This window comes from Alkalibacterium sp. f15 (assembly GCF_049389645.1).
Taxonomy (GTDB): Bacteria; Bacillota; Bacilli; order Lactobacillales; family Carnobacteriaceae_A; genus Alkalibacterium.
Genome location: NZ_CP186540.1, coordinates 697,044 through 720,944 on the forward strand (window position 1 = coordinate 697,044; position 23,901 = coordinate 720,944).

At 37.9% G+C, this 23,901-nt stretch carries 22 protein-coding genes and 1 riboswitch; of the genes, 3 read left to right on the forward strand and 19 right to left on the reverse strand.

Translation table 11 applies throughout. The annotated features are described in order from the left end of the window. Nucleotides 1-533 precede the first annotated feature (533 nt). The 3 genes from ACO1PF_RS03465 to ACO1PF_RS03475 form a co-directional block, all read right to left on the reverse strand. Nucleotides 534-1,997 carry an NCS2 family permease gene (locus tag ACO1PF_RS03465; protein WP_423189965.1) on the reverse strand — a complete coding sequence of 488 codons (1,464 nt, stop codon included), beginning with the start codon at nt 1,995-1,997 and terminating at the stop codon, nt 534-536. Nucleotides 1,998-2,136: 139 nt separating this feature from the next. Further along, nucleotides 2,137-2,234: riboswitch (purine riboswitch) on the reverse strand. A 141-nt stretch (nt 2,235-2,375) separates the two neighbouring features. After that, the gene (gene gor / locus ACO1PF_RS03470; protein ID WP_423189966.1) at nt 2,376-3,737 is read right to left on the reverse strand and encodes a glutathione-disulfide reductase; all 1,362 of its coding nucleotides are present in this window, start codon (nt 3,735-3,737) and stop codon (nt 2,376-2,378) included. Further along, entirely contained in the window at nt 3,734-4,606 is an 873-nt protein-coding gene (locus ACO1PF_RS03475) for a glycosyltransferase family 8 protein (RefSeq protein WP_423189967.1), read from the reverse strand. Before ACO1PF_RS03475 ends, gor begins: the two co-directional genes overlap by 4 nt. Before the next feature lie 148 nt (nt 4,607-4,754). On the opposite strand from ACO1PF_RS03475, the gene ACO1PF_RS03480 reads away from it, so the two are divergent. Next, entirely contained in the window at nt 4,755-5,333 is a 579-nt protein-coding gene (locus ACO1PF_RS03480) for a chromate transporter (RefSeq protein ID WP_423189968.1), read from the forward strand. Continuing rightward, complete coding sequence (locus tag ACO1PF_RS03485; protein WP_423189969.1) at nt 5,330-5,893, forward strand: chromate transporter; 564 nt, start codon at nt 5,330-5,332, stop codon at nt 5,891-5,893. Before ACO1PF_RS03480 ends, ACO1PF_RS03485 begins: the two co-directional genes overlap by 4 nt. 56 nt (nt 5,894-5,949) lie before the next feature. On the opposite strand, the gene ACO1PF_RS03490 is transcribed toward ACO1PF_RS03485, so the two are convergent. Beyond that, nucleotides 5,950-6,981 (reverse strand): RnfABCDGE type electron transport complex subunit D, encoded by a 1,032-nt coding sequence (locus ACO1PF_RS03490; protein ID WP_423189970.1) that lies wholly within the window; start codon nt 6,979-6,981, stop codon nt 5,950-5,952. Between the two features lie 3 nt (nt 6,982-6,984). Then, nucleotides 6,985-8,319, reverse strand: a complete 1,335-nt coding sequence (gene rsxC, locus ACO1PF_RS03495; protein ID WP_423189971.1) for an electron transport complex subunit RsxC — start codon at nt 8,317-8,319, stop codon at nt 6,985-6,987. A 221-nt stretch (nt 8,320-8,540) separates the two neighbouring features. Between rsxC (ACO1PF_RS03495) and ACO1PF_RS03500 the strand changes: the two genes are divergently transcribed. Continuing rightward, on the forward strand, nt 8,541-9,254 hold the full coding sequence (locus ACO1PF_RS03500) for an MgtC/SapB family protein (protein WP_423189972.1): 714 nt from the start codon (nt 8,541-8,543) through the stop codon (nt 9,252-9,254). A gap of 74 nt (nt 9,255-9,328) precedes the next feature. Here the strand turns inward: ACO1PF_RS03500 and ACO1PF_RS03505 are convergent, their stop codons facing one another. The 14 genes from ACO1PF_RS03505 to ACO1PF_RS03570 all read right to left on the reverse strand — a co-directional run bounded on the left by ACO1PF_RS03505 (nt 9,329) and on the right by ACO1PF_RS03570 (nt 23,888). Beyond that, entirely contained in the window at nt 9,329-9,766 is a 438-nt protein-coding gene (locus ACO1PF_RS03505) for an immunoglobulin-like domain-containing protein (protein WP_423189973.1), read from the reverse strand. 84 nt (nt 9,767-9,850) lie between these two features. Then, complete coding sequence (locus tag ACO1PF_RS03510) at nt 9,851-10,957, reverse strand: RnfABCDGE type electron transport complex subunit D (protein ID WP_423189974.1); 1,107 nt, start codon at nt 10,955-10,957, stop codon at nt 9,851-9,853. A 2-nt stretch (nt 10,958-10,959) separates the two neighbouring features. Continuing rightward, nucleotides 10,960-12,273, reverse strand: a complete 1,314-nt coding sequence (rsxC, locus tag ACO1PF_RS03515) for an electron transport complex subunit RsxC (protein WP_423189975.1) — start codon at nt 12,271-12,273, stop codon at nt 10,960-10,962. A 520-nt stretch (nt 12,274-12,793) separates the two neighbouring features. After that, entirely contained in the window at nt 12,794-13,732 is a 939-nt protein-coding gene (whiA, locus tag ACO1PF_RS03520) for a DNA-binding protein WhiA (RefSeq protein ID WP_423189976.1), read from the reverse strand. 41 nt (nt 13,733-13,773) lie between these two features. Next, nucleotides 13,774-14,790: a gluconeogenesis factor YvcK family protein gene (locus ACO1PF_RS03525; protein WP_423189977.1), complete on the reverse strand. Its 1,017-nt coding sequence runs from the start codon at nt 14,788-14,790 to the stop codon at nt 13,774-13,776. After that, nucleotides 14,787-15,674 (reverse strand): RNase adapter RapZ, encoded by an 888-nt coding sequence (gene rapZ, locus ACO1PF_RS03530; RefSeq protein WP_423189978.1) that lies wholly within the window; start codon nt 15,672-15,674, stop codon nt 14,787-14,789. The genes ACO1PF_RS03525 and rapZ overlap by 4 nt, the downstream gene beginning before the upstream one ends. A gap of 385 nt (nt 15,675-16,059) precedes the next feature. Then, nucleotides 16,060-17,784, reverse strand: coding sequence for a phospho-sugar mutase (locus tag ACO1PF_RS03535; protein ID WP_423189979.1), 1,725 nt, complete (start codon nt 17,782-17,784; stop codon nt 16,060-16,062). Nucleotides 17,785-18,079: 295 nt separating this feature from the next. Further along, on the reverse strand, nt 18,080-19,033 hold the full coding sequence (trxB, locus tag ACO1PF_RS03540; RefSeq protein ID WP_423189980.1) for a thioredoxin-disulfide reductase: 954 nt from the start codon (nt 19,031-19,033) through the stop codon (nt 18,080-18,082). 233 nt (nt 19,034-19,266) lie between these two features. Next, nucleotides 19,267-20,214, reverse strand: a complete 948-nt coding sequence (galU, locus tag ACO1PF_RS03545) for a UTP--glucose-1-phosphate uridylyltransferase GalU (RefSeq protein WP_423189981.1) — start codon at nt 20,212-20,214, stop codon at nt 19,267-19,269. A gap of 41 nt (nt 20,215-20,255) precedes the next feature. Continuing rightward, nucleotides 20,256-21,257 carry an NAD(P)H-dependent glycerol-3-phosphate dehydrogenase gene (locus ACO1PF_RS03550; protein ID WP_423189982.1) on the reverse strand — a complete coding sequence of 334 codons (1,002 nt, stop codon included), beginning with the start codon at nt 21,255-21,257 and terminating at the stop codon, nt 20,256-20,258. 40 nt (nt 21,258-21,297) lie between these two features. Further along, on the reverse strand, nt 21,298-22,173 hold the full coding sequence (gene lgt, locus ACO1PF_RS03555) for a prolipoprotein diacylglyceryl transferase (RefSeq protein ID WP_423189983.1): 876 nt from the start codon (nt 22,171-22,173) through the stop codon (nt 21,298-21,300). Nucleotides 22,174-22,187: 14 nt separating this feature from the next. After that, complete coding sequence (gene hprK / locus ACO1PF_RS03560) at nt 22,188-23,126, reverse strand: HPr(Ser) kinase/phosphatase (protein WP_423189984.1); 939 nt, start codon at nt 23,124-23,126, stop codon at nt 22,188-22,190. A 132-nt stretch (nt 23,127-23,258) separates the two neighbouring features. After that, entirely contained in the window at nt 23,259-23,588 is a 330-nt protein-coding gene (locus ACO1PF_RS03565) for a phage holin family protein (RefSeq protein ID WP_423189985.1), read from the reverse strand. 3 nt (nt 23,589-23,591) lie between these two features. After that, nucleotides 23,592-23,888, reverse strand: coding sequence for a PspC domain-containing protein (locus ACO1PF_RS03570; protein ID WP_423189986.1), 297 nt, complete (start codon nt 23,886-23,888; stop codon nt 23,592-23,594). Nucleotides 23,889-23,901: the final 13 nt, after the last annotated feature.

Sequence of the window (23,901 nt, forward strand, 5' to 3'; positions counted from 1 at the left end):
TATTCGGTAGGTACGTTTGCTTTCAAAGCTTCAAAGTGTCGAATTTGACTCAACTTCGGTAGTTTGAATAGTGATTATCGCCTGTAACTACCGAACAGCTCCCACTTCGACACTTACAGTAGTCATTTCTATTTCTAAGTGTCGAACCTGCCCTAACTTCGGTAGTTTGAATAGTGATTATTGCTTGTAACTACCGAACAACTCCCACTTCGACACTTACAGTAGTCATTTCTATTTCTAAGTGTCGAACCTGCCCTAACTTCGGTAGTTTGAATAGTGATTATTGCTTGTAACTACCGAACAACTCCCACTTCGACACTTACAGTAGTCATTTCTATTTCTAAGTGTCGAACCTGCTATTTAAGTACGCCACTTTCAAATATATAAACACATGAGACAAGATTGTTCTTTACAAAACCGCAATCTTATTTGCAGTTAAGATATTGACTTGTTTAAAATTCCATATTTTCTCATACTCTATAAAAAACGAGCGGATACCCTCATAGGCATCCACTCGTTTGGTTTTTCTTCTTTTAGATTAATCCAAGTACAACAAAGTTGAAAATGAATAAAGCTGTGGTCGCCCATAATACTGGGTGAATAACACGTACTTTACCTTTAACCACTTTGGTAATGATGTAGAACAAGAAACCGGCGGCAATACCATAAGAAATACTATAAGAGAATCCCATGAATATTGATGCGAAAAAGGCAGGAACCGCTTCTTCCAGATTATTCCAATCGATTTCTGAGAATGCTGACATCATTAGAATACCCACAACGATTAGTGCAGGTGCGGTAGCGGCACCTGGAACAACTGACATAACCGGTGAGAAGAAAGCTGTTAATAAAAACAGTGTCCCTGTTGTCAAACTCGTCAAACCTGTACGTCCACCGGCACCAATGCCAGCGGCACTTTCAACAAATGTAGTGACGGGCGAAGTACCTAATACCGCTCCGACAGACGTAGCAATCGTGTCCGCAAGCAGTGCTTTTTCCATCTTAGTATTCAGGCCATTGCCTTTATCCATTGCTTTTTCATCGTCCAGTGTAAAGATACCTGATTTTCTCCCCGTACCAATAAAGGTACCAATCGTATCGAAGACGTCAGTCAATGTGAAAGCAAAGATAGTGATGAGTATAATAGCATAACGTGAAGGATCAGCTAATAATGAACCTAGTCCCTCTGATCCAAACGCTGCTCCAAATGTCGTTCCTAACTCCCCAAAAGCTGCTGCTAATGAATTTGCTGGATTACTTAATCCGGATAAGTCGGTGACGCCCATTGGAATACCAATGATTGTAGTGAACAAAATCCCGATCAAAATAGCGCCTTTAACTTTAGCGACCATTAAAATAATAGTTACAATTAAACCTATCAATGCGAGTATTGCGTATGGATTAGTAAAACTTCCCATATCTGGAATAATACCGCCACCGGTCACGACTGTATTGATGGCCCCGTTAATTTCCATCCCTGCAGTATACGGCTCGTTATTTATAGATAAAATCGATTGTCCTTCTGATGTGAATGATAATAATTGCGCATTTTTGAGTCCGATATAAGCAATAAACACGCCAATACCCCCGCCGATGGCATGTTGCAGTGATTCTGGTATTGCATGAATGATCATTTTTCTAATTGAGGTTACTGTAATTATAATTCCTACGATACCCGTTAAGAAGACCATGAATAAAGCTTCCTGCCATGTGAAACCCAGTGCAAAAACAACGGTGTACGTGAAGAATGCATTCAAGCCCATTCCTGGCGCTTGTGCATATGGTACGTTAGCATATAAAGCCATAATAAGTGTACCTACAGCTGCTGATAAAACAGTTGCCAAAAATACAGCCTGAGTTGGCATCCCTGTTAACGATAGTATTTGTGGATTCACAAAAATGATATAAGACATAGCAAAAAATGTCGTTAATCCGGCTGCAACTTCTGTTCCTACTGTAGTGTTGTTCTCTTTCAAATGAAAGAATTTTTCTAACAAAGATAAAACCCTCTTTCGTATTTTTTCTCCATTCGCACAGAGTCACTATTAAGGGTTATCCAATAAAGATAACTGGGTTATTAACATGTAAATGAAAAAAAAGACGGTTTCCCGTCTTTAATCAACTACATCATAAACAATACTTATTGTTTAATCTAATAGTCAATCCTTTAAGGGGATTGGTAGAAACTATAGCCCATATCGCTAAATTATATTAGATAACGCTTATTAAGATAGATTAATCATAGTACATCTCACGTGAAAAAGCAATATAAAAACGTAGAATCGAAAGAAATTCCATCTTCATCGTTCGCATTTGACCATAAAACGAACATTAAAAGAGTTGGAAAGGGTTCCAAACCCATTAAACACGTACAATCACTTCATCGTCACAAATTCCTCAGCAGCCGTTGGATGAATAGCGATTGTGCGGTCAAAATCTTTTTTAGTCGCTCCCATTTGCATCGCCACAGCGAAACCTTGGAGCAATTCATCCATTCCTTTGCCTATACCGTGTAACCCGACTACTTTTTCATTTCTCCCAACACAAACAAGTTTCATATACATTTTTTGTCTATTATCCGTAATCGAGCTATGCATCGACGCAAACTCCGTTTTATAAATTTTAATGGCTTCTTCAGGGTATTCATCTCTCACTTGTTCTTCAGTCATACCAATTGTTCCAATAGGTGGATGCGTAAATATAACTGTCGGAATATTATTATAATCAAGGTACTCATCCTTCTTACCATTGAAAACCCGTTCAGATAAATGTCTTCCAGCAGCAATCGCTACAGGTGTCAATTCCGCTCTCCCTGTCACATCGCCCACTGAATAGATATTATCTCCTGTTGTGTTCTGGAAACGATCCACTTCAACGTATCCACCCGGATAAAGATTTACTCCAGCAGCTTCTAGATTTAAGCCTTTAGTGTTAGGCACTCTGCCTGTCGCCCATAAAACTTGTTCTGCTTCATGTGTCGTTCCATCTTCAAAATGTACACAGAGGGTCTTGGGATCTTTCTGTTCGACCCTAACCACCGTTTTATTCACATGAATATGACGCCCTTCACTTTCTGAGATAGCCTGGAATCCCTCGCATATTATAGAGTCGAAATTATATAAAGGGGCCGGTTTTCGAACGAATAAATGAGTCTCTACGCCTAAAGCATTAAATATCCCACTCATTTCAACGCCAATGTACCCTCCACCAATTACAGCAATACTTTCCGGTAACTCTTCTAAACGAAACACATCATCTGAAACAATGCCTAAATCTCCACCGGGGATACTTAAACGTTTCGGTTTCCCTCCAGTAGCAATTAAAATATGACTAGCTGAAATTTCCTGACCGGCGACTTCTACAGTTGAATCGTCTATAAATGTGGCTCTTCCTTTTATAAGTGTGATATCGTTCGAATCCAGCCCTTTTTTATAAGCTTTATGTAGAAACGAGATGTATTTTTCTCTATTATCCATCATTTTCTTATAATTGAAGACAGGTTCATGTTCCAGTTCGATACCGTAATCATTTGCGTAAGAATGAATCGATTCCATCATTTCAGCGACATACCACATCACCTTTTTAGGTACACAACCTAAGTTGACGCAGGTACCTCCAAGTTGATCTTCTTCAATTAAAGCGACACGCGCACCATGCATGGCTGCACGATTAGCAGAAGCGATCCCTCCACTTCCCCCGCCAATTACTAAATAATCATAATCATAATGTTTAGTCATACTCTACTCCCTTTTCTAAATATTGGTTGTTCATTCTCTAAGTTGTAAGCTCTTCGTTCAAAGTCAAAATAATAGTTTCCTAGTGTGTACCTATATTTTTCTCTTTCTTTCCATGGCTTATGTTTCCCGGAATAATGAATAAACACAACTTCTTTTTCAATCATTTGGAGATTATACTTGTGAGGAAAAAGAATATTTAATTTTTCATATACTCTAGGATCCATATTATACAGACGCCAATCTTCTTCCAAGATATCATTGACGTAAACCAAGTTGAAGATGTCCTGATCAGGTAAGATGAGCACAGATTTGTTTTCTCTTATTGCCTCGACGATTTTATTTGCGTCCCCTACCTTTCGAAGTTTTTCCAAATTCATCAACACCACTCCGGAATTAAAATAATCATCGGATTCGAAGTTTCTCAAACGTAGATTATTGAAAGGCTGGATCCATTTTGTTTTATATTTATAATTCGTCGCAATAAAGGATTTACCCTGAAAGGATTTATTATAAAAGGGTTTGATGTCATTCATAGCAACAATGTCCGGGTCGAGGTATAAAATGCGATCTATATCATTCGGTAAGATATAAGGGGCAAACATCCAAAGATACATTTCCAAAGCATAGTAACGCGTGATGGCCACTTTATCTGATGATTCAAAATGATTTTTACTATAAATAGCGATCAGTTCATTATCGCCCTCACTCTCAATATACCGACGTAAATCTTCTAAAGATTGCTCGCTTATTCCAGCATGTAACAAATACATTCGAAAAGATTCATTCGGATGATTCTCTACAAGCGATCGAATCAACACTTTTAAAGGATAGATATAATTTTCATCTAGAGAAAATAGTATATTGATCATCTTGACGCCTCCAAACTAACACTTTCTAAATATTATTATACCGGTTATTGAATAAAAAAACACATAAATGGTATTTACTGTTTCTTTTCCTTTTAAACACTCAACTATTCTACTATAATAAAAGACAGGATAAAAAGGAGAGAAGCAAATGGAGAAGAAAGATTTATATATCGAACTCTTTAAATCAACATTCTTTTTAAGCATGTTTACTTTTGGTGGAGGTTACGTCATCGTTCCACTGATGGAAAAGAAATTTGTAAATGAATTAGGGTGGATCAATGAAGATGAAATGCTTGACCTGATCGCATTGGGACAATCCGCCCCCGGACCAATCGCAGTCAATACGTCTATATTAGTTGGGTACCGAATGGCTGGTGTTCCTGGTGCCATGGTAACTGTATTGGGTACTATTATACCTCCTTTATTTATTATGACTGCCTTAGCTTATATTTATTTAGCTGTAAGAGATAACGCGATTGTTAATAATGTTTTGCTCGGAATGCAGGCCGGTGTTGCCGCAATAATCGTGAATGTCGTCTATAATATGGGGAAACGGGTTGTAGACCAGAAGAAACTAATTCCAGTCTTTGTTATGATTGCCGCATTGATTGCAGGAATTATTTTTCAAGTTAATATTTTATGGCTCTTATTATTCTCAGGTATCATAGGTGCAATGACAACAGTTTGGGAAATGAAAAATAGTGAGCATAAGGAGGATAACAAATGATTCTTATCGAATTACTCCTTAGTTTTTTCAAAATAGGACTATTTAGTTTTGGAGGAGGTTATGCCGCTTTACCCCTCATCGAACAAGAACTGATCCATGTCCAAGGTTGGATTACCAATCAGCAATTCATAGATATTTTGACGCTTTCTGAAATGACTCCAGGACCAATAGCTATCAACGCAGCTACCTTTGCGGGCAATCAGATTGCAGGAATATCGGGAGGCGTTGTCGCGACTATTGGTGTGACGCTCCCTTCAGTAATAATCGTTCAAATATTGGCCTATTTTTACTTTAAATATAAAAACATTACTATGGTGCAGGGCATTATTCAAGGATTGCGACCGGCCGTCGTTGCACTGATAGCTTCTGCCGGCTTGACTATCTTCTTGACTGCTATGTTTGGCCATAGTGATTGGCCACTTGATCTGGCAGAATTCAACTGGATTTCCGTTATTTTCTTTAGTATATCTATATTACTGATGCGAAAATATAAAGCGAGCCCTATCCAAGTCATTTTAATTACTGGTATAGCAGGCGGTATTGTTTATACTCTCCTATAATAAAATAATGACCGAGGCAATGGAGATTTCCACTGCCTCGGTCACTTTTTTTATTTTTAGCCATTTTCACTTTGACGATTAAAGCTAACTTGCGGTCTCTTTGAATGTCCGTATATACGTGGCATCAACTTATTATCAATAAATGGTGCTAACCCATTCATGATTAATATAGCATAACCTACCCCACCTGGATGGTCCAGTGTGATCCTAAAGAATGCGGTTAATACCCCACAACCGATGGCAAACACGGTTTTTCCTTCAGGAGTCAATGAGCCTGAACTGTAATCGGTGGCCATATAAGTAGCGCCAAAGAACAACGTTCCAGTTAGAGCATGCGTCATCATGAAATCAAAGTTAAAACCAGTCCATAATCCCATAACTACAACTGTAGTGAGTATATAAAGGATTGGAATTTTCGGATTGATGACCCTTCTGAAAATCAAATAAAGCATTCCGATTAAAATTGCAAATTTAGAAGTCTCCCCAACATTACCACCTAGATTAAAGCCCATGAACAGATCGAACAATCCGGGTACTTCTTCGGCGACAGTTCGTGCACCGTCACCAATATACTCTAATGGAGTCGCTGTCGAAACAGCATCTACTCCTCTATAACCACTTCCAAACAAACCAGCGGGCAATACCCAATTGGCCAGCCAAGGTGTAAAGAAGGCTTTTGTTGCAACCCTTCCGGCTACAGCTGGATTAAAGTAGTTCTTTCCGATACCGCCGTTAAATTGTTTGACAATAATAATTGCAAAAACTGACCCAAACATGATCATCCATATTGGTGCTGTAACGGGCAGACTCAATGCAATCAACATTCCTGTAACAGCTGCACTATGATCATGAATCTTGATCGGTTTATAGGTTAACTTCTGATAAATAAATTCTGAAGCTACAGCAGTAGTGATCCCGATAAAGACCATACCTAATACCCACCAGCCAAAGAAGTAAGTTGCGGCAATGACAGGTGGAACCATCGCAATAATGACCTGATCCATTACCCATGCCGATGTTCGTTTACTTCGAACGTGAGGCGAAGGTCCTACACGTAATTTGCCTTTAACATCAACTGCTTGAGCCATAATTTACTTCGCCTCCTGGTGTTTTATCGCTGCTTTCGCAGATCTGATATTTTCTAAAAGAGGAATTTTTGATGGACAAATGAATGAACAATTGCCACACTCAATACAATCCATCGCACCTAATTCTTTTGCTTTTTCTATATTTCCTCTTTCAAATGCATCACTAATTAGAATTGGCTGCAAACTGACTGGACAAACATGGATACATTCAGCACACATGATACAATCCTGCTCGTCGCCAATGTTAGCTTCTTCAGGGGTTAAAACGGTAATAGCTGTTGTTCCTTTGATTATAGGCACTCCTAAATCAGAAACTGTCTTACCCATAAACGGTCCCCCGCCTAAAATTTTTCCTGGCACTTCTATGAATCCACCACAATCTTCGATGAGCGAATCCATGGGTGTTCCAATTTTAACTCTCAAGTTTTTTGGGTTCTTGATCGGTGTTCCTGATACAGAAACAACACGCTCGATCAATGGCTCTCCAAACTCACAAGCCCTATAGCAAGACCGGATTGTCGAAGTATTAAGTACGACACAACGGACTGCAGCCGGAAGACCACCTGGTGGCACTTCTCTCCCTGTTAAACTCTTGATCAAGTTTTTTTCAGATCCTCGTGGGTACATTGTTTTAAGTGGACGAACGCTGATGTCATCATAATCAGCAGATGCTTTCTCTAGAGCTTTTATGGCATCTGGTTTGTTGTCTTCAATTCCAATATAAATATGTTTCAACAATGGAAACAGTTTTCTTGATAGGTTGATTCCTTTAACAATTTCATCGGGATGTTCGACCATGACTCGATGATCGGATGTAGAATAAGGCTCACATTCTGCACCGTTGATTATCAATGAATCAACAGTCATTCCAGGTGGTGGACTTAACTTAACAGACGTTGGAAATGTGGCTCCACCCATTCCTGCTATTCCTGCTTTTCTAACGGTACCCAGAATATCGTCTTTAGACATGTTCTGAGAATTGCCAGGTTCGACAAGAGGTTCTGCTTTTGTATAGTTATAGTCGTTTTTCACTATAATACAATCTGCTTCGCCACCAACGATCGGTCTTTTTTCTAACGCAATAACTTCTCCAGAGACCGAAGCATAAATATTCGCAGACACAAATCCTCCTGCTTCAGCAATTAATTGTCCTGCTTTAACAGTGTCTCCGACTTCGACTACTGGTTTGGCTGGCGCCCCGATATGCATTGAAACAGGAAACACCATTATCTTTGGTACTGAAGCGTCTTCTATCGCTAAATTACTTGTGCGCGACTTGTTTTCTTCCGGATGAGACCCGCCGTGTTTACCCATGAACGAAAAACTCATGTAAAACATATCCTTCCTACTTACTCAATTTTAAATTCACTCATTTACATATGTAACTAAATTGTGACGTTTTCACAATGAAAAGGTATTTTATTTATAATAATTTCAGTATACAATATTTCATTAAAAGATGAAAGTATTTAAATATAACTTTGGCAAAAGTTTAAGACTTGTATTTCATGTACTTATTTATGATAATAAGATTAAACCATATGGAAAAGAGGGGTAGCATGTCTATCAGCCAGTGGGAAATGTTTATGCGTTTATTATTAGCCGCATTTGTGGGAGGGATCATCGGTTACGAGAGAGAATTAAAAGGTCGAGATGCCGGCGTCCGCACACATACTCTGGTCAGTTTGGGGGCAGCTATCCTAACCATGACACAGCTTGAAGCGAGTAGCTGGCTGTTAGAATTTGCGAGAAACAATCCCGAATTATCCCACGTCTTATCTTCCGATATCACCCGTCTGACAGCTCAAATTGTTAATGGAATCGGCTTCTTGGGTGCTGGAACTATTATCGTAAGCAAACGGACGGTTTCCGGTTTAACAACTGCGGCTTCTATATGGGCTGTTGCCAGTTTAGGAATAGCTGTTGGGATGGGTTATTATTTCATGGCCATATCGAGTGCCTTTATTATGCTGATTGTATTACGAATAGTGAAAAGCATATTTAAAATAGATCGGACAAAACAATTAGAGATAAAATATAAATCTCGTGATGAGACCTTGAGGTTTCTAAATGAAAGTTTCAAAGAAAACAATATCACTATTGTATCAACGGATCATTCGATTACTTATTTTGAAGATGGCTCAACTATTTGTGAAGATCTCTATACGTTACATCTGCCCGTCAATTTTAATATGATGCAATATATTTCCAAAGTTGGCACTTATAAAAATATTTTGAAAATCAATACCATTAAAACCACATTTGATAATTAAAAAAAGGCATGCAATGTCTTTTGAATGAAAAAAGGTGTTACCTTTTTCAACATTCAAGACTATTGCACGCCTTTTTAGTTCACTTCAAACTCGGCAGTAAGTACTTCACCTTCTATCTCACGCACTACCCGGTATTTTGCCGTATCTAGAGGTTCATAGTATTCCATATTCAATTCCTCTTGAGCTTCTTCTCCCGGGCCCAAAATATGAGCAATAAGGATAAATGCCATCTCTTCATCAGGTTCTACCATAAACCACGTGTTGTCTTCTTCTTTTTCTAATGTAAAGGCTATTCCATAAGAGATATCATCTTCAGATTCATTCACGGTATTTAATCTGAACGTGTCATCCTCTGGATCATACTCATTCTTTTCAAGTTCTATTTTTACATTTTCCAGTGTATTTACCTCTTCATAAGGAGACGGCTCAGCAGCGTCGGATGAGCATCCTCCTATAAAAAGCAAGCTACTGGTCAGTAGGATAAAATACATTGAATTTATTTTATTATTCATTTTTTGTCACCTCTTTTTTCACTCTATATTACAGTATTCTACATAAAAAAGCGACAGAATGCATGCATTCTGTCGCTCGGTTGGTTATTTTTCAGTTAAAATATCACGCTTGGTTAACGGTTCTGTAAGATCATAATCTAAATGTACCTTTGGACGTTTCGTGTGTCCGTAAATTCTAGGCATAACCACTTTATCCACGAAAGGAATAATGGCATTCATAATTAAAATAGAGAACCCGACACCTTCTGGTGAGAAAAGAGAAATTCTAAAGGCTGCTGTTAATATTGCAGCGCCAATTGGGAATATATTTCGTCCCATCGACGTCAATCCACCTGATGAATAATCAGTGATAAAGAAGGTTGCACCTATGAGTAGCGATCCACTAAACAAATGATAGAGCACAAACTGGAAGTCAAATCCTGAATAGACGAACATGATCAATGCAAAAGTTCCAATGTACAAGGCTGGAATTTTCGGATTAATAACTCTTCTAATAATTAAGAAGGCCATGGCAATTAAAATGGTTATAGAACTCGTTTCGCCGAGTGATCCTCCCCATCCGCCTTGGTTACCTAGAAACAAATTCCAGAGTGTTTGAGCGCCTTCGGGTATTTCAGAAACGCCACTTGAAATGTAGTAAAGTGGTGTTGCAGAAGAAACTAAATCAGGACCCCAAATTGTAGCACCTGTAATCGCTTCTGCTGAACTAGCGGTCGTTAAAACATCCTCTCCGGCTACGAAAGCATTGACAATCCAAGGAGCCATCAAGTAGATGATACGTCCGCCAATAGCAGGATTAAATCTGTTTTTACCAATACCACCAGGAATCATCTTAATAAAGACAATAGCTATCACACTTACGATAACAGCAGCATACCAGGTCACGCCATTTGGCAAACTTAAACCAATCAACATCCCGGTAACGACAGCGGATAGATCTGTAATTGTGACACGCTTTCTAACGAGTCGTTCATACAAATATTCACTGATGACACTTGTTAAAACGGCAACACCTGTGATAAATGGCACCTGTAAGCCAAAGAAATAAGTACCGGCTGCCAATGGAAGAAGCATAGCAATGATCACTTGTAACATTATCCATTGTGACGACCATTTCTCAAAAATATGAGGTGATTCATCCAAGACCAAATCATAATCTGCTAAGGTGGTTTTTGTTTTATTTTTACTCATCTCTACACCGCCTTCTTATTTTGCTTGATAGCAGTTTTGGATTTTCTAATATTATCTAGTAAAGGAATCTTCGAAGGACAAATGAACGAACAGTTACCACATTCGATACAATCCATGGCTCCTAATTGTTCCGCTTTTTCAATATCACCACGTTCATAAGCATTACTAATGAGAATAGGTTGTAAACTTACAGGACAGACATTTAAGCATTCAGAACAACGAATACAATCAATGCGCTCTTCTTCATCAACTTCAGCTGCAGTTAAGAACGTAATGTGTGTCGTTCCTTTGGAAATCGGAATAGATCCATCTTTTATAGTTTTACCCATCATCGGTCCACCATGAAGAACTTTTCTTGGTGCTTCTTGGAAGCCACCACAAATATCAATAAGATCATCAATCGGTGTCCCAATACGAACAAGTAAATTCTTCGGATCAACAATAGGTGTCCCTGTAATTGTAGTTACACGTTCAACCATAGGTTTGCCTAGCCGAACGGCACGGTAAATCGCTTGGAATGTTCCAACGTTTGAAACGATACAACCAACATCCGCAGGAAGTCCTCCAGAGGGGACTTGACGTCCTGTACAGTTTTCGATCAACTGTTTTTCAGAACCTTGCGGATATTTTGATTCAAGAACTTTAATCTCTATTTTATCATAACCGGCTGCTGCCTCTCTAAGCACATCGCCAGCTTCTGTCGCGTTGTCTTCAATACCAATGTATACTTTATCAACATTAAAAACGCCATCAATGACACGAACACCTTCAATGATTTCCCCTGCATACTCGACCATCGTACGGAAGTCAGAGGTTGAGTATGGTTCACATTCTGCGCCATTCAAAATTATTGTATCAATTTTCCCATCTTTAGATGGTCTCATTTTTACATCTGTTGGGAAAGTCGCTCCACCCATGCCTGCAATACCTGCACGCCTTATTAATTCAGGTACTAATTCTGGAGTAACATCTTCGCCAGCTTCCGGATATGGCGGTTCCTCGGTGTATTGCCCATCATTTTTAACAATGAGACAAGTTATGACCCCACTAATTACTTCGCGATCCTCAATAGAGATAACCTCTCCACTTACTGAAGAATGAATATTTGCAGAAATAAATCCTTGCGCTTCACCAAGAAGTGTCCCAACTTTTACAGTTGATCCCACTTCTACAATTGGTTTGGCAGGCGCTCCGATATGCATGGACATTGGGTATACCATTATAGCGGGAGCATCGATGCGTTCAATCGGCTTGTTGTGCGTTCGCGATTTATTGTGTTTTGGATATATTCCTTTTCGTTTTGTCTTTAATCGCATTCCCTTTCCTCCTCAATTATTTAAAACGGTCAATTAATTTGTTATGTAACGTAAAATATACAAAATAATAATTTCACATGTTATAATAGTTGTTTTTCTGTCACAAGGTCTATTAAAAGAATACCGAAATATACACTAAAAGTAAAGATAATACAAGGTTTAACGAAAAACAGGAAGGCCAAATATTACAAATGAAAACAATTCTCATTTGTAATGTTTCAATTACAAAATGTAAGTTTGTGAAAATTTATTTTTCGTTTTTTGATTATTCTTAATTACGAAATGTTAGATAACAATTACTATAATTAAAAAACATTAATATCTCATGTATTAGAACAACATTTCCCAATCATTATCAATAACAGTCCTTAAATGAAAATGACATGTACTCTTCCAAAAGTGATTATCCCATTTCAATTGTGAAACGACAAAAAACCTCTCGCTTTTCTTTAAAAGTTAAATTGTGACAAATCCAGCATAAAAAATACCCTCTCAAATTATCAAATAAGAGAGGGTTGTATTATGCTGGATTCTTTTCTTTAATTTCTTCTGCCAATTTATTTATTTTTCTTAATCGATGATTCACTCCTGATTTAGATACCCCACCATTAGGCAATAATTCTCCCAATTCTTTTAAACTCACATCAGGATTATTCACTCTCATTAATGCGATTTCTTTTAACTTTTCAGGAAGTGTGTCTAATCCAGTTGTACGTTCGATTAAACGAATATTCTCGATTTGTTTCGAAGCAGCATCAACAGTTTTATTCATGTTAGCATTTTCGCAATTGACTAATCGATTAACTGAATTTCTCATATCTCGAACGATCCGAACATCCTCAAATTTAAACATGCTACCCGTTGCCCCAATTAAAGATAGAAAATCAGCAATTTTCTCTGATTCTTTTAGGTAGACAATATAACCATTTCGTCGTTCATGGACGCGTGCACTCAGATCAAAAACGTGCATCATCTCACAAATATCATTGTTATGTTCTTCGTAAGTCGAATGGATCTCTAAATGATAACGACTTGTGTCAGGACTGTTGACAGACCCTCCAGCTAAGAAGGCTCCTCTTAAATATGATTTAATTTTTTGTTTGTTATTTTTAATTTCGTCCGGGACATGACCATGATATAACATACCATCCATTATACCGAGTTCCTTTAAGATAACTTTGCATCCGCTCTTCAGTCTTACGATATACACATTGTTTTTCTTCAATTTCATTTTTTTTCTAACCAACAATTCAGATTCTACATCAAAATTATCTTTAATTAATGAATATATTCTTCTTGCGATAGCTGCATTTTCAGTTTGAACGTTCAATAAAAAATCATGATCAAGAATACTTAACGTTCCGTTCATTCTAATTAAAGCTGCTAATTCGGCTTTTGCATGTTCCGGATGAACTTCTAACAATGTTAATTCTTTCTTCACATCAAATGCAAATGACATTACTTTCACTTCCCTTTAACTGAAAGACTAGTCTTTCACTTCTATAAGTAATCTTTGATTTTTCTTTGACTATTAAATGCTGTTCTGAATATTTCTTCTGCTACTTTCTCACCATTATGGTATACGCCACGACTAGTTAATTTCAAAAAGTTGTCGGAAATGATCATAGGAACTTCTTCAGCCATACCTTTAAAATCGTGTTCAACTTGAAGAAGGTATTCTTCGTTTTTTTCTTGTTCAATATATTCTTCCGGAACATCACCAATGTTTGTTATAGCAATATCCACGAATTTCTTCCCTAAGTGTTTGTGCAATACTTTAACATGGTCTGCATCGTTTAGTCCTTCTGTTTCGCCAAGTTGTGTCATAATATTAGAAATGTAAACAACTTTCCCTTCGGTCTCCACCAATGCTTTTCCAATATCGGGAATCATGATGTTAGGTAAGATACTGGTGAATAAGCTACCTGGCCCTAGAACGACCATATCTGCATTCATTATAGCTGATACAACTTCTCTACTCGCATGAACAGGACGTGTTTCCTCTACACACGTTACTGAGACATAATCGATCATCATACCTTTTTTAGGAATTTGCGATTCCCCCGTTTGCGTGCTTCCATCCATATATTTCGCATGAAGATTCAGCGGTTCCTCTGCAGCAGGGTAGACATGACCTTTGACATGCATCATTGTAGCAAGCAATTGGATTGCATCATAGATATTGCCACTCATGTCAGCCATCGCAGAAATAATTAAATTCCCTATCGTATGACCTGATAAGCTTTGATCATCTGAACTGAAACGGTACTGAAAAATTTCACGCTGTAATTCTGGAATCTCAGAGAGTGCTGTTAGTACATTACGCAGATCTCCAGGTGGCACAGCGTTAAAACTTCTACGCAATGCACCACTACTGCCACCGTCATCTGCGACAGTTACAACAGCTGTAATATCAGCATCTTTCTCTTTTAAACTTTTTAAGATAACAGGTAATCCAGTCCCGCCACCGATAACTACAATTTTTGGTTTTCTCTTTATAAATGTCTCCTGCTTCATGATCTCACAACGGACTCCTTTACTTTATCTTTATCACGATGAGATATATTTACATGATATCCATCTATTTTAATGTGCTTCGCAATACGTTCAACTAATGCAACTGAACGATGTCTTCCACCTGTACAGCCTATTGCAATTGTAACATTACTCTTTCCTTCTTTTTTGTAGCCTGGCAACATGAAATCTATTAAATCAACAAATTTTTTATAAAACATTTCCGTCTCTGTTTGTTGCATAACATAATCGTAAACAGGTTTATCCAAACCTGTTTGGGGTCTTAGTTCATCTATATAATGAGGGTTAGGTAAAAAGCGGACATCCATAACGATGTCTGCATCAATTGGCGTCCCATACTTAAACCCAAAAGAAACAATTTCCACACGGAACATTATTTTTTCTTTTTCTTTGTACTCCTTAATCAGTGTATCCCTTAATTCTCTTGGAGTTAAAGGAGTTGTATCAATGACTAATTGTGCACGCCTCTTGATATCGTTGAGTAATTCACGCTCTTTTTTAATTCCTTCAATAGTCCGTTCATTTTTTGCTAACGGATGTGCCCTTCTCGTTTCTTTGTAACGAGAAACTAATTCTTCATTCGTGGCCTCTAAAAAGAGAATCCTTGTGGTGATGTGAGGGGTGTTATCAATTTTCTCTAGTACTTGATTGATTTCTTCGAAGAAATCATTCATTCTTAAATCCATTACCAAGGCGATTTTACTGAATTGTCCAGACTCTCGGACTAACTTCCAAAAAGTCGGTAAAAGATTTGGAGGCATATTATCGATACAATAGTATCCCATATCTTCAAAACTTTGCATAGCAACAGTCTTGCCTGCACCACTCATACCTGTTATGATGACGAGTTCAAGTTTTTCGTTCATTACACTCACTCCTATTAAAACTAATGTTGTCAGGCTTTTTTTATTCCAAAACGATTATAACATCCCTGGTGTGTCATTGCTACCCCATACATGTAAACCCAGATTTTATTTGTAGTGTCTACGTTAAAATTTATTTACTAAAAAGAAACACCTATCAAGCAATTATTCTTGATAGGTGTTTTCTATTTTTCCGTCTTGTTCACATGTGTTCTTGTCCATTAACACATAAACACCGCAGCATTGAGTTAAAGCAGTGAACTGCAAAGGGATAGATTCTAATCCAAACCACCTAACAGTTGTTGCAATGGAAAATACTGTTCTAATCTTATCTTTTTTTCTACATTTTTTTCAGTGTGGTTTCCTAATTACACTCTTTGCTCTATACTTAAAAATCGATCATCGAACGTATATCGGCTTCAAATGCTTCTGATTTCTCTCTAACTGCGACCCCTGATTCGTCACAGGCTGAGATATAGAACTTGATTTTAGGCTCAGTACCAGAGGGGCGAACAGCGATCCAACTAGAATCAGCAAGCGTATATTTTAAAACATTTGCTTTTGGTAAATCAATCGTTTCTTTAGAAGAAGCCGTTACACATGTTTGTGCCTTGAAATCTTCAAATTTAACTACTTTAATATTACCAAATCTTGAAGGTGACTGTGAGCGAAGATTTTTCATGATTTCATTGATTTTTTCAGTGCCTTCCATTCCATCCATTTTCACTGAAATCGTTTTTTCTTCAAAATGCCCATGTTCATGATAAAGTTCATGGATAGCATCAAATAAACTGTACCCTTGTTCTTTATAATAAGCAGTCATTTCTGCCACCATTACTAAGGCCTGGATAGCATCCTTATCTCTAACAAATGGCTGGATGAGATAGCCGTAGCTTTCTTCAAATCCATACATAAATACTTTAGAATTATCTGCTTCAAATTGTTTTATTTTTTCTGCAATAAACTTAAATCCGGTAAGTACGTTTATAGTCTCTACCCCGTATTTATCAGCGATCACAGTAGGTAATTCACTTGAAACGATGGATTTAAGCATGACACTATTTTTTGGTAACGATTCTTTGAGCGAATGTGCTTTAAAAATATATTCGACCATTAGTGCAGCAATTTGATTTCCTGACAATACTTCATAATGTCCTTTAGCTGTTTTCACAGCCAATCCTAAGCGGTCAGCATCCGGATCTGTTGCAATCAGAACATCGGCATCTACTTCTATACCCTTTTCAATGGCTAAAGTAAATGCTTTTGGATCTTCAGGATTTGGTGATTTAACCGTTGTAAAATCTGGATCTGGTTTTGACTGTTCCTCTACGAAATAAACATTTCTAAACCCAATTTGCTTCAGTGCTTTTTCACCTAACATTTGACCGGTCCCATGAAGTGGCGTGAAAACAATTTTCAATTCTCTGCCTTGTCTATCAATTAAATCTTGATCGATCGTTACTGTTTTGAGTGCTTCTAAATAATGTCTGTCCACATCTTTACCAATAAATTTTAAAAGTCCCTCTTTTTCAGCTTGTTCTCTATCCAGTGCATCAATCGCGAGGATATCAGTTACACTTCGTACATAAGTAGTTAAATCATCCGCTTCTTTAGGCGGTAATTGTCCACCGTCTTCACCATATACTTTATATCCATTATATTCTGGTGGATTATGGCTCGCTGTAATCACAATACCCGCAGCGGCTTTCAAATGTCTTACTGCAAAAGATAATTCTGGTGTGGGACGTAATTCTTCGAATACGTAGGCTTTTATACCATGGGCAGCTAAAGTTCGTGCTGATTCTATGGCAAATTCTTTAGACATATGACGAGAATCGTAGGCAATCACTACACCTCGTTCTATCATCTTATTTCCTTGTTTCTCAATAAAGAGTGCCAGCCCTTCTGTTGCTTGTCGAACGGTGTAGATATTCATACGGTTCGTTCCAGCACCAATGACTCCGCGCATCCCGGCAGTACCGAATTCAAGTGATGCATAAAAGGCATCTTCAAGTACAGATTCATCTTTTTTATTTTTTTCTAAATCTTGTTTCAACGATGCATCCAAACTTGAATGGTTTAACCATGTTTGATATGTTTTTTTCCAATCCACAATAATCCCTCGTCTCTGTAAGATATTGGTTAATTTAATTAATCTAGTCTAATTGTATCATTTTTATCCTCTTCTTGCATAAGAAAAGGATACATGTCTAATAAATAACGTTTGGTATTCATTAAACATCGACGTTGCTCACTATCAAATTTAGCCTAGGAGTGTATTTACATCAAAACTTACATCGATCGATTAAATGTCACCCTCTACTTTACTATTTTGGATAGGCTTTAATTAAGCCGAAAAAAATAGAGGTTGAGACCTGAGTCTCAACCTCTATTCAACAGAGTAACTTTTAAACATTATGTTTTTCTAATTGTTCTTTCAATTCTTCAACATATTGGTAGGCTGCATTTCCCGCTACCGAGCCATCTCCAACTGCTGTCGCAACCTGTCTTAGTACAGTATCTCTCACGTCTCCGATAGCAAAAACCCCTGGAACTTGGGTCATCATATTGGCATCCGTTTCAATCCAGCCTTCTTCATTGGTAATAGATAAAGAACGGAATTCGTTTGAGTTTGGTAATATTCCAACGTAAATGAAGGCACCATCCGCATCGATAAGGGACGTTTCTCCATTTTTCACATTTTTAACTTCTACACCGGTAACTTTCCCGTCTCCAATAATCTCTTCAACGACAGAGTCCCAGATGAAATCAACTTTTTCGTTTTTAAACGCACGATCTTGTAAAATCTTTTGGGCTCGAAGCTTATCTCTTCTGTGAATAATGGTTACTTTATCAGCAAACTGAGTAAGATATACGCCTTCCTCAACGGCTGCATCGCCACCACCCACAACCACGACGTGTTTGTTTCTGAAAAATGCACCATCACATACAGCACAGTAAGAAACGCCACGACCATTAAATTCAGCTTCACCCTTCACACCTAATCTTTTGTGTTCGGCGCCAGTAGAAATAATGACAGCTTTAGCTAAATACGTTTTATCTGAAGTGATCACTTCTTTTACTGTTTCTTTATCCACTATTTCTTGCACGTCTCCATAAACATGTTCGGCACCAAATTGCGTTGCACCCTCAAGCATTTTCATAGATAAGTCGGGTCCAACAATACTTTTAAATCCAGAATAGTTCTCGATTTCAGCTGTATTGTTCATTTGGCCACCAGGAATACCTTTTTCTAACATCATTGTTTTTAAGTTTGATCTAGATGCATATAACCCAGCGGTTAATCCTCCGGGACCTGCACCGATCACAATAACATCGTAAATTGTTTTTATGTCTTCCATTCAAACATGCTCCTCTCAACTAGCATCAAATTATTCATCAAAGTTTAATTTTATTTGCATACTGACTAAATCATTTTTTACTTACTTTTTGTAAGCTTCTTTACCTTATACATTTTACCAGAATTTCATCATTTGTCAAGCACCAAAAGCTCCTTTCACAATAAACAGATCTGACTCTTCCTGTTCACTATAAAAGGAGCTTGATCGGTCTTCCTATTTAACCTACTAAGTTTTTACTGTTCATCTTTTTCTTTAACGTTCTCAAGCTCGTGTACTTCTGGTTCCATGCTATTATCTACTGCTCCTGATTCGAGTTCTTTGCTTAAGTCTAAAATGTATTGTCTTAAATCATCTTTCACCTGAGGATGTTTCAGGCCATACTGGATCGTTGTTTTTAAAAATCCGAACTTGTCTCCGACATCGTAACGTTCACCTTTAAACTCTTTTGCAAAGACGCGTTGCGTTTTATTCAGTACATCAATGGCGTCAGTCAGTTGGATTTCTCCACCCACACCTGGTTCGAGTTTTTCCAAGATATCAAAAATTTCCGGCACAAGTAAGTAACGCCCGATGATAGCTAAGTCACTTGGAGCATCTTCTGGATTAGGCTTCTCAACAAACTTACGGACATTATATAAGCCTTCTTCCACTTCTGCTTCGGGATCGATTATCCCATAATTTGAAGTTTCTTCATGAGGAACACGCATGACAGCAATATTGGAAGCATGTGTTCGTTCATACCCTTCGATCAACTGTTTAGTTAACGGAACCTCATCAGCCATGATATCATCACCCAGCATCACCACGAAAGGTTCATCTCCAACAAAAGCTTTCGCTTGCAATACAGCATGTCCCAGTCCTAGTGGATACGGTTGTCTGACAAAGTAAAGATTGAGTCCGGTTGTTTCTTCTACAAGTTCGAGCAACTCTTCTTTTCCTTTTTTACGTAAGCTTTCTTCCAATTCCGGATTGGAATCAAAATGATCTTCAATTGGTCTTTTTAGCTTACCCGTAATAATCAGAATATCTTCGATACCGGATGCAATAGCTTCTTCGACAATGAATTGAATCGTTGGTTTATCAACAATTGGAATCATTTCTTTAGGCATTGCTTTTGTTGCTGGTAAAAACCGGGTACCATATCCCGCAGCAGGAATAATAGCTTTTCTTACTTTTTTCATCTTTTTCTCTACTCCTTTAAAATATGATAAGACAAGCTACCCTATTCAGCTTTGCCTTCTCGTTGCATCAGATTGAGTATCGCATATTCAACTTCAGCATTATTATATAGCACTTCGTAAAGTGCTTCAGTAATAGGCATCTCAATTTTATATTCTTTTGCTAATTCATAAGCAGCTTGTGTGGTAGAAACACCCTCAACAACCATTCCCATATTCTCCAATACCGATTCAATCTTTTCGCCTTTACCTAATTGGTACCCGGCTCTCCAGTTACGTGAATGTGGACTGGTACACGTCACAATCAAATCGCCCACACCACTGAGACCCATAAAGGTTAAGGGGTCTGCTCCTAACTCAATGCCTAAGCGGCTGATTTCAGCCAGGCCACGCGTGACGAGCCCGGCTTTTGCGTTATCCCCATAACCAAGTCCAGCAATAATTCCAGACCCGATTGCGATAATGTTTTTTAATGCTGCTCCGATTTCTACTCCGATGATATCTTTATTCGTATAGACACGGAAGTAATCATTAATAAACAAAGATTGAACAAAGCGTGCACTATCTATATGAGTTGACGCCGCTGTGATTGTAGTTAAATCGCGTTTTATCACCTCTTCAGCATGACTGGGTCCAGATAAAGCAACAATACCATTTATGTTTTCTGAAGAAAGCTCCTCTTCAATAATCGTCGAAATACGTTTATGTGTATGTCTTTCAAGACCCTTGGAAGCGTGGATGATCGTCACTTTTCTCTCTAATAATTTATTGACTTTCTGTGAGAGTTCTCGCATCCCGTTTGTTGGGATAACGAAAACAATGGCTTCGACATCCCGAATAGCTTCTTTTAAATCAGTCGTTGCCATAATTACATCTGAAAATTTGAACTCTGGTAAATAATGGGCATTAGTATGTTGTGTGTTGATTTCATTTTGCTGTGCTTCGTCTCTGGTCCATAATTTAACGTGATGACCATTTTCAACTAAAACATTTGCTAAAGCACTGCCCCAAGAGCCAGCACCTAAGACCGCAATTTCACTTCCCACTTTAATCACTCCTTCAAATAACAGGATTTAATCAATACATTTAATTTTTTCTTTGATCATATTTCTTCTTTTTTTCCTGAAATGTTTTTTCCGGTTCAACACCTTCAGTGTAATTAGGCGGTCTCGGATAAGCATAAAATCTTCTGTAGACGATCAATCCAACACCGGCAATAATTAACACTAATGAGAACAGCTGTGAAACTCGCAAACCACCGATATACAAGCTGTCAGTTCGCATGCCTTCAATAAAGAATCTGCCTAAACCGTACCAGGCAATATATCCTAAAAAGACTTCTCCTCTAATTAATACGTTATCTTTAGCTCTTAACACCATTAAAATGGCAAAACCAATAACATTCCATACGGATTCATACAAAAATGTCGGATGATAATAATTCCCTCCGATATTCATCTGTTCAATGATAAATTCAGGCAATTGAAGTCTTTCCAAAAATCCACGACTAACTTCCCCGCCATGAGCCTCCTGATTGACAAAATTACCCCATCTTCCTATTGCTTGAGCAATCATGACATGCGGTGCTAGAATATCTACTAACAGCCATACAGGCACATTGTTTTTTTTGCTGTACCAATACAGTGTTATAAATCCCAGTATCAACCCACCATAAATTGCCAAACCACCTTCCCAGAAATAAAACATACGGATTGGATCCGCTAAGTAGGTCGGTAATTCAAACAACACGTAATACATTCTTGCGCCTAAAATACCTGCTGGTATGATCCAAAAAGCAAGGTCAACAATAAAATCTTCACCTATACCTCTTTTGTTGGCCTCTCTCATACTGAGCCACACAGCTAAAAACATCCCAATAACGATAATCAGACCATACCATGCGACTTCTACTGGTCCTAGTCTAAAAGCAATCGGGTCAATGTTGCCAATAATAATTTGCATTCTTGATCCTCCATCTAGTTTTCTTGAGAATTTTTCTCGATTAATTTATTCAAATTATTCTCAAAAGTTTTTGTTGCGTCATATCCCATTTCTTTGGCACGGATGTTCATCGTCGCGATTTCTATGATTATTGACAAATTTCGTCCTACTCGAACAGGAATCGAAAGTTTAGGAATATCGACATTAAATATACGCATTTTATCCAAATTGTAACCTAAGCGATCGTACTGTTTATTACGATCCCAGTGTTCTAAATTGATTACTAGATCAACCGTTTTCTGTAAACGGATAGCACCAACACCAAATAGGTTCACTACATCGATTACGCCAATACCCCTGATTTCGATCAGATTTCTCAGGATTTCAGGTGGTTCTCCTATGATGCGTCTTTCATCCATCATGTACAGTTCCACTCGGTCATCTGCAACTAAACGATGACCCCGTTGGATAAGCTCTAACGCTGTTTCTGACTTACCTATACCCGAATCTCCTATGATCAATACACCCATACCATAAATATCAACCAGCACACCGTGTTGGGAGATACGTTCGGCTAATCGTTCTTCTAAAAAATTAGTCACATTTGAGGACAAACGCGTAGTAGATCGTTTTGAGAGAAGTACAGGTATGCCCTTTTCTTCAGCAGCTTTTAAGAGCTCTTTCGGCGGTTCCATGTTGCGTGAAATCAAAAAAGCTGGCGTTTCCGCTTGGCACATTCGTTTCATCACAATATAACGTTCATCACTTGTCATTTTCTTAGCAAATGATAATTCTGTTTTACCTAGTAATTGTATTCTATCTTGAGGATAAAAACTAAAATATCCAGTGAGTTCTAATGCGGGTCTTGATAAATCACTGATGGTGATTGCTCTATCCAAGTTATTTTCGCCAACAACAACGCGAATATCATCCATCGCATCTACTAACTCGTGTATTTTTACTGATACAGTCATTGATTTTCTCCTTTAATCATTGATAAAAACATATTCTAATCATATCATATTTGAGTATGTCATAATAGAATAAAACAATACCCATACAAACAAAAAGGTTTAATGTAGTCGGACTACATTAAACCTTTTCAATTAATTAGTGTTTAAAAATGCATTTAATGCTGATACGATTAAGGCTACAAATAGCGCGAGAGTAAATGAACTAAATCCAAACCCTATTACCAAGGCGGCTGTAAACCATAGCATCAAACCATTAATAATAAAATAGAACAATCCTAATGTCAGGATAGTTATTGGTAAAGATAAAATCACAAGGATAGGTTTAACCAGTACATTTAGTATCCCAAAAACAACTGCAGCCAGCAATGCAGTTGTCCACGACGAAATCATAAATCCGTCTAAGAAGCCTGCTAAAGCAAGAAAAATTAAAGTGTTAGCTAAAATACGTTGCCACCATTTCATCGATTAAAAGTCACTCCAATCTTCTTCAATCTTTTCCGCTTCTTTTCTTTTAGGTTTTTCATTAAATTGGCCAAAAGGTGAGTTGGTACGTGGTTTGTTTTCTGATTGAGACTCTCCATTTCCATCAGGCATAACAAGCGCCAATAAGAGATAAATAGGAACGGTCACCCCTACTCCCAAGAACGTTGCCACTACCACAACCACACGAAGCAATACGGGGTCTATACTAAGGTACTCCCCTATACCACCTAACACTCCGAAAATCACTGCATTTTGTTTTGATTTCGCTAATTTTTTCATGGTTTGACCCTCA

What these genes read in the sequence shown, in the direction of transcription:
- lgt (WP_423189983.1), bottom strand. Translation starts at nt 22,173, where the DNA reads ATGCAAATTATTATTGGCAACATTGACCCGATTGCTTTTAGACTAGGA.
- rsxC (WP_423189971.1), bottom strand. Translation starts at nt 8,319, where the DNA reads ATGTTTTACATGAGTTTTTCGTTCATGGGTAAACACGGCGGGTCTCAT.
- ACO1PF_RS03475 (WP_423189967.1), bottom strand. Translation starts at nt 4,606, where the DNA reads ATGATCAATATACTATTTTCTCTAGATGAAAATTATATCTATCCTTTA.
- rsxC (WP_423189975.1), bottom strand. Translation starts at nt 12,273, where the DNA reads ATGCGATTAAAGACAAAACGAAAAGGAATATATCCAAAACACAATAAA.
- ACO1PF_RS03570 (WP_423189986.1), bottom strand. Translation starts at nt 23,888, where the DNA reads ATGAAAAAATTAGCGAAATCAAAACAAAATGCAGTGATTTTCGGAGTG.
- trxB (WP_423189980.1), bottom strand. Translation starts at nt 19,033, where the DNA reads ATGGAAGACATAAAAACAATTTACGATGTTATTGTGATCGGTGCAGGT.
- ACO1PF_RS03565 (WP_423189985.1), bottom strand. Translation starts at nt 23,588, where the DNA reads ATGAAATGGTGGCAACGTATTTTAGCTAACACTTTAATTTTTCTTGCT.
- hprK (WP_423189984.1), bottom strand. Translation starts at nt 23,126, where the DNA reads ATGACTGTATCAGTAAAAATACACGAGTTAGTAGATGCGATGGATGAT.
- ACO1PF_RS03490 (WP_423189970.1), bottom strand. Translation starts at nt 6,981, where the DNA reads ATGGCTCAAGCAGTTGATGTTAAAGGCAAATTACGTGTAGGACCTTCG.
- gor (WP_423189966.1), bottom strand. Translation starts at nt 3,737, where the DNA reads ATGACTAAACATTATGATTATGATTATTTAGTAATTGGCGGGGGAAGT.
- ACO1PF_RS03525 (WP_423189977.1), bottom strand. Translation starts at nt 14,790, where the DNA reads ATGAAGCAGGAGACATTTATAAAGAGAAAACCAAAAATTGTAGTTATC.
- ACO1PF_RS03480 (WP_423189968.1), top strand. Translation starts at nt 4,755, where the DNA reads ATGGAGAAGAAAGATTTATATATCGAACTCTTTAAATCAACATTCTTT.
- galU (WP_423189981.1), bottom strand. Translation starts at nt 20,214, where the DNA reads ATGAAAAAAGTAAGAAAAGCTATTATTCCTGCTGCGGGATATGGTACC.
- ACO1PF_RS03505 (WP_423189973.1), bottom strand. Translation starts at nt 9,766, where the DNA reads ATGAATAATAAAATAAATTCAATGTATTTTATCCTACTGACCAGTAGC.
- ACO1PF_RS03485 (WP_423189969.1), top strand. Translation starts at nt 5,330, where the DNA reads ATGATTCTTATCGAATTACTCCTTAGTTTTTTCAAAATAGGACTATTT.
- ACO1PF_RS03500 (WP_423189972.1), top strand. Translation starts at nt 8,541, where the DNA reads ATGTCTATCAGCCAGTGGGAAATGTTTATGCGTTTATTATTAGCCGCA.
- whiA (WP_423189976.1), bottom strand. Translation starts at nt 13,732, where the DNA reads ATGTCATTTGCATTTGATGTGAAGAAAGAATTAACATTGTTAGAAGTT.
- rapZ (WP_423189978.1), bottom strand. Translation starts at nt 15,674, where the DNA reads ATGAACGAAAAACTTGAACTCGTCATCATAACAGGTATGAGTGGTGCA.
- ACO1PF_RS03510 (WP_423189974.1), bottom strand. Translation starts at nt 10,957, where the DNA reads ATGAGTAAAAATAAAACAAAAACCACCTTAGCAGATTATGATTTGGTC.